Source organism: Acinetobacter pittii ATCC 19004 = CIP 70.29, assembly GCF_000369045.1.
GTDB classification, from domain to species: Bacteria; Pseudomonadota; Gammaproteobacteria; order Pseudomonadales; family Moraxellaceae; genus Acinetobacter; species Acinetobacter pittii.
The window spans coordinates 56,042-61,757 of sequence record NZ_KB849785.1 but is presented as its reverse complement, the minus strand read 5'-3'; the positions used below and the strand labels follow the sequence as shown (position 1 = coordinate 61,757).

The following is a 5,716-nucleotide window of genomic DNA, read 5'->3' as shown; positions in this document are numbered from 1 at the left end:
ATATACAACTGCTTGGGTGTTGTATAGTCAAGCCTCACGAGCAATTAGTATTGGTCAGCTTCACATATCACTATGCTTCCACATCCAACCTATCAACGTCCTAGTCTCGAACGGCTCTTTAGAGGAATAAATTCCTAGGGAAATCTTATCTTGAGGTAGGCTTCCCGCTTAGATGCTTTCAGCGGTTATCCCTTCCGAACATAGCTACCCGGCGATGCGACTGGCGTCACAACCGGTACACCAGAGGTTCGTCCACTCTGGTCCTCTCGTACTAGGAGCAGATCCTCTCAAATTTCCAGCGCCCACGGTAGATAGGGACCGAACTGTCTCACGACGTTCTAAACCCAGCTCGCGTACCTCTTTAAATGGCGAACAGCCATACCCTTGGGACCTGCTTCAGCCCCAGGATGAGATGAGCCGACATCGAGGTGCCAAACACCGCCGTCGATATGAACTCTTGGGCGGTATCAGCCTGTTATCCCCAGAGTACCTTTTATCCGTTGAGCGATGGCCCTTCCATACAGAACCACCGGATCACTAAGACCTACTTTCGTACCTGCTCGACTTGTGGGTCTCGCAGTTAAGCGCGCTTTTGCCTTTATACTCTACGCGTGATTTCCGACCACGCTGAGCGCACCTTCGTACTCCTCCGTTACTCTTTAGGAGGAGACCGCCCCAGTCAAACTACCCACCAGACACGGTCCTCGTCCCGGATAACGGGACAGAGTTAGAACCTCAACATTACCAGGGTGGTATTTCAAGGACGGCTCCATTGGAACTAGCGTTCCAACTTCAAAGCCTCCCACCTATCCTACACAAGTAAGGTCAAAGTTCAGTGTCAAGCTGCAGTAAAGGTTCACGGGGTCTTTCCGTCTAGCCGCGGGTACACTGCATCTTCACAGCGATTTCGATTTCACTGAGCCTCTGCTGGAGACAGCGCCGCCATCATTATGCCATTCGTGCAGGTCGGAACTTACCCGACAAGGAATTTCGCTACCTTAGGACCGTTATAGTTACGGCCGCCGTTTACTGGGGCTTCGATCAAGAGCTTCGCTTACGCTAACCCCATCAATTAACCTTCCAGCACCGGGCAGGCATCACACCCTATACGTCCACTTTCGTGTTTGCAGAGTGCTATGTTTTTAATAAACAGTTGCAGCGGCCTGGTTTCTGCGGCTGTCGTCAGCTCAGGAAGCAAGTTCCATCACCAACAACAGCGTACCTTCTCCCGAAGTTACGGTACCATTTTGCCTAGTTCCTTCAGCAGAGTTCTCTCAAGCGCCTTGGTCTACTCGACCTGACCACCTGTGTCGGTTTCGGGTACGATTCCTGTGTAACTGAAGCTTAGAGACTTTTCCTGGAAGCATGGTATCAGCCACTTCACTGTACAAGTACAGCTTGCTATCGGATCTCAGTATAGAGTACCCCGGATTTGCCTAAGATACATACCTACATCCTTCCACCTGGACAACCAACGCCAGGCTGACTTAACCTTCTCCGTCCTCTCATCGCATTACACAGAAGTATTGGAATATTAACCAATTTCCCATCGACTACGCCTTTCGGCCTCGCCTTAGGGGTCGACTCACCCAGCCCCGATTAACGTTGGACTGGAACCCTTGGTCTTTCGGCGAACGGGTTTTTCACCCGTTTTGTCGTTACTCACGTCAGCATTCGCACTTCTGATACCTCCAGCATACTTCTCAATACACCTTCATCGGCTTACAGAACGCTCCCCTACCACTTGACTAATGTCAAATCCGCAGCTTCGGCACATAGTTTTAGCCCCGTTACATCTTCCGCGCAGGCCGACTCGACTAGTGAGCTATTACGCTTTCTTTAAAGGGTGGCTGCTTCTAAGCCAACCTCCTAGCTGTCTATGCCTTCCCACATCGTTTCCCACTTAACTATGATTTTGGGGCCTTAGCTGGCGGTCTGGATTGTTTTCCTCTTGACTACGGACGTTAGCACCCGCAGTCTGTCTCCCGGATAGTACTCATAGGTATTCGGAGTTTGCATCGGTTTGGTAAGTCGGGATGACCCCCTAGCCGAAACAGTGCTCTACCCCCTATGGTATTCGTCCGAGGCGCTACCTAAATAGCTTTCGGGGAGAACCAGCTATCACCAGGCTTGATTAGCCTTTCACCCCTATCCACAAGTCATCCCCTGGCTTTTCAACGACAGTGGGTTCGGTCCTCCAGTTAGTGTTACCCAACCTTCAACCTGCTCATGGATAGATCGCCTGGTTTCGGGTCTATACCCAGCAACTAAACGCCCTATTAAGACTCGATTTCTCTACGGCTCCCCTATACGGTTAACCTCGCTACTGAATATAAGTCGCTGACCCATTATACAAAAGGTACGCAGTCACACCACGAAGGTGCTCCCACTGCTTGTATGCATGCGGTTTCAGGATCTATTTCACTCCCCTCACAGGGGTTCTTTTCGCCTTTCCCTCACGGTACTGGTTCACTATCGGTCAGTCAGGAGTATTTAGCCTTGGAGGATGGTCCCCCCATATTCAGACAAGGTTTCACGTGCCTCGCCCTACTCGTCATCATTATGTGTGCCCTTTCGTGTACGGGAATATCACCCTCTACGTTCGCACTTCCCAGAGCGTTCCACTAAAACACACATAACTTAATGGGCTGATCCCCGTTCGCTCGCCGCTACTGAGGGAATCTCAATTGATTTCTTTTCCTAAGGGTACTGAGATGTTTCACTTCCCCTCGTTCGCCTTGCAACACTATGTATTCATGTTGCAATACCTACCTTAAAGTAGGTGGGTTCCCCCATTCAGAAATCTCCGGATCAAAGGATATTTGCCGCCTCCCCGGAGCTTTTCGCAGGCTATCACGTCTTTCATCGCCTCTGACTGCCAAGGCATCCACCACATGCACTTAATTACTTGACTATACAACCCCAAACAGTCGTCAACACCTACAAGTGAGTGTTGTCCGTGCGATTCTTCATCGCTACTATCTGTTGTCTGTGTACTTAAACACTGTACAGCTTCAATCTAAATTCATATACCAAAACGCTTGATTCAGTTAATTTGCTAGTTCTCAATTCATCTAGATTAATTGCTTAATCCAAACTCTTGAGTGAACAATTTATTTCAGACTCAATTTTGCCAATCTGTTAATGAATAAACACGCCTTCGTCAGGTCATGCTTAATACCGTGATACTTAAATCACAGAAGTTAATAAACCAAGATCTAAATCTCTATTTACTAATTTCTGTAATCCGAACTTCTCTTAAGTTCTGGTGGAGACTAGGAGAGTCGAACTCCTGACCTCCTGCGTGCAAAGCAGGCGCTCTACCAACTAAGCTAAGTCCCCAGCTTACATCATCAGTCATGTATCTTTTATCTATAACTTCAACCAGTCAAAGTCATGGTGGGTCTGACAAGACTTGAACTTGTGACCCCACGCTTATCAAGCGTGTGCTCTAACCAACTGAGCTACAGACCCTCAGATACATCTATGAAGAACAACTTGTTGTGGATTCTTACCAATCGTCAATCTTTCGTTAAGGAGGTGATCCAGCCGCAGGTTCCCCTACGGCTACCTTGTTACGACTTCACCCCAGTCATCGGCCACACCGTGGTAACCGCCCTCTTTGCAGTTAGGCTAGCTACTTCTGGTGCAACAAACTCCCATGGTGTGACGGGCGGTGTGTACAAGGCCCGGGAACGTATTCACCGCGGCATTCTGATCCGCGATTACTAGCGATTCCGACTTCATGGAGTCGAGTTGCAGACTCCAATCCGGACTACGATCGGCTTTTTGAGATTAGCATCCTATCGCTAGGTAGCAACCCTTTGTACCGACCATTGTAGCACGTGTGTAGCCCTGGCCGTAAGGGCCATGATGACTTGACGTCGTCCCCGCCTTCCTCCAGTTTGTCACTGGCAGTATCCTTAAAGTTCCCGACATTACTCGCTGGCAAATAAGGAAAAGGGTTGCGCTCGTTGCGGGACTTAACCCAACATCTCACGACACGAGCTGACGACAGCCATGCAGCACCTGTATGTAAGTTCCCGAAGGCACCAATCCATCTCTGGAAAGTTCTTACTATGTCAAGGCCAGGTAAGGTTCTTCGCGTTGCATCGAATTAAACCACATGCTCCACCGCTTGTGCGGGCCCCCGTCAATTCATTTGAGTTTTAGTCTTGCGACCGTACTCCCCAGGCGGTCTACTTATCGCGTTAGCTGCGCCACTAAAGCCTCAAAGGCCCCAACGGCTAGTAGACATCGTTTACGGCATGGACTACCAGGGTATCTAATCCTGTTTGCTCCCCATGCTTTCGCACCTCAGCGTCAGTGTTAGGCCAGATGGCTGCCTTCGCCATCGGTATTCCTCCAGATCTCTACGCATTTCACCGCTACACCTGGAATTCTACCATCCTCTCCCACACTCTAGCTAACCAGTATCGAATGCAATTCCCAAGTTAAGCTCGGGGATTTCACATTTGACTTAATTAGCCGCCTACGCGCGCTTTACGCCCAGTAAATCCGATTAACGCTTGCACCCTCTGTATTACCGCGGCTGCTGGCACAGAGTTAGCCGGTGCTTATTCTGCGAGTAACGTCCACTATCTCTAGGTATTAACTAAAGTAGCCTCCTCCTCGCTTAAAGTGCTTTACAACCATAAGGCCTTCTTCACACACGCGGCATGGCTGGATCAGGCTTGCGCCCATTGTCCAATATTCCCCACTGCTGCCTCCCGTAGGAGTCTGGGCCGTGTCTCAGTCCCAGTGTGGCGGATCATCCTCTCAGACCCGCTACAGATCGTCGCCTTGGTAGGCCTTTACCCCACCAACTAGCTAATCCGACTTAGGCTCATCTATTAGCGCAAGGTCCGAAGATCCCCTGCTTTCTCCCGTAGGACGTATGCGGTATTAGCATTCCTTTCGAAATGTTGTCCCCCACTAATAGGCAGATTCCTAAGCATTACTCACCCGTCCGCCGCTAAGATCAGTAGCAAGCTACCTCTCTCCGCTCGACTTGCATGTGTTAAGCCTGCCGCCAGCGTTCAATCTGAGCCATGATCAAACTCTTCAGTTAAAATCATTTTGCACCTTATTAAAGACAAGGTGCCAATTCTGGCTCATCAATTACTGACTTAAATTTCGCTCAAATAAACTTCGAGTAATTTAAACCAATCAATCAATGAAAATTATTTCGATTAATCAATCAGTAAAAATCCACACAAGTTGTTCTTCAATTCTCTTAATGATCTTCTTCCTGGTTCGTCACCAGCAAGCTAGGTCGGCTATATTACTCTTAATCTCTTAAAAGTCAACAGGTAATTTCGATATTTTTAAAACTCACTCTCAAACCAACTTAACATCAAATTCATCACTTAAAGCAATCAACTTAATCACAAGTAACTGTTTTTCAACAAGTTTCTATCTGCATCACCGCCGATGGATGTGCATTATAGATGATTAAGATCCCTTTGCAAGGGGTATTTCAGCCTTTTTCACTTGAGTGCCGTTTTTTTCTACTATTTTGCGAAAAAAGTGATATATATGGCTTTTTTTTAGGCATTTTAACTGCTTTATATTAGTTTTATATTTAAGAATTTGGGACATTTTTAATTTCCTATGTCTTTAATAGGGTTTATAGACATATATACTCCCTTAAGTCCAAAGATTCCAAAGATTCCAAAGATTCCAAAGATTCCAAAGATTCCAAAGATTCCAAAGA

Annotated in this window: 2 tRNA genes and 2 rRNA genes; all 4 read right to left on the bottom strand. The window is 47.7% G+C overall.

The features are described from left to right. Nucleotides 1–23 precede the first annotated feature (23 nt). The 4 genes from F928_RS04340 to F928_RS04325 all read right to left on the bottom strand — a co-directional run bounded on the left by F928_RS04340 (nucleotide 24) and on the right by F928_RS04325 (nucleotide 5,071). Nucleotides 24–2,914 (bottom strand): 23S ribosomal RNA (locus F928_RS04340). Between the two features lie 352 nt (nucleotides 2,915–3,266). Beyond that, a tRNA-Ala gene (locus F928_RS04335) sits at nucleotides 3,267–3,342 on the bottom strand. 55 nt (nucleotides 3,343–3,397) lie between these two features. Next, nucleotides 3,398–3,474 (bottom strand) — tRNA-Ile (locus F928_RS04330). Nucleotides 3,475–3,533: 59 nt separating this feature from the next. Next, nucleotides 3,534–5,071: ribosomal RNA gene (locus tag F928_RS04325) — 16S ribosomal RNA — on the bottom strand. The 16S and 23S rRNA genes sit together here with 2 tRNA genes alongside, the layout of an rRNA operon. Between the last annotated feature and the right edge of the window lie 645 nt (nucleotides 5,072–5,716).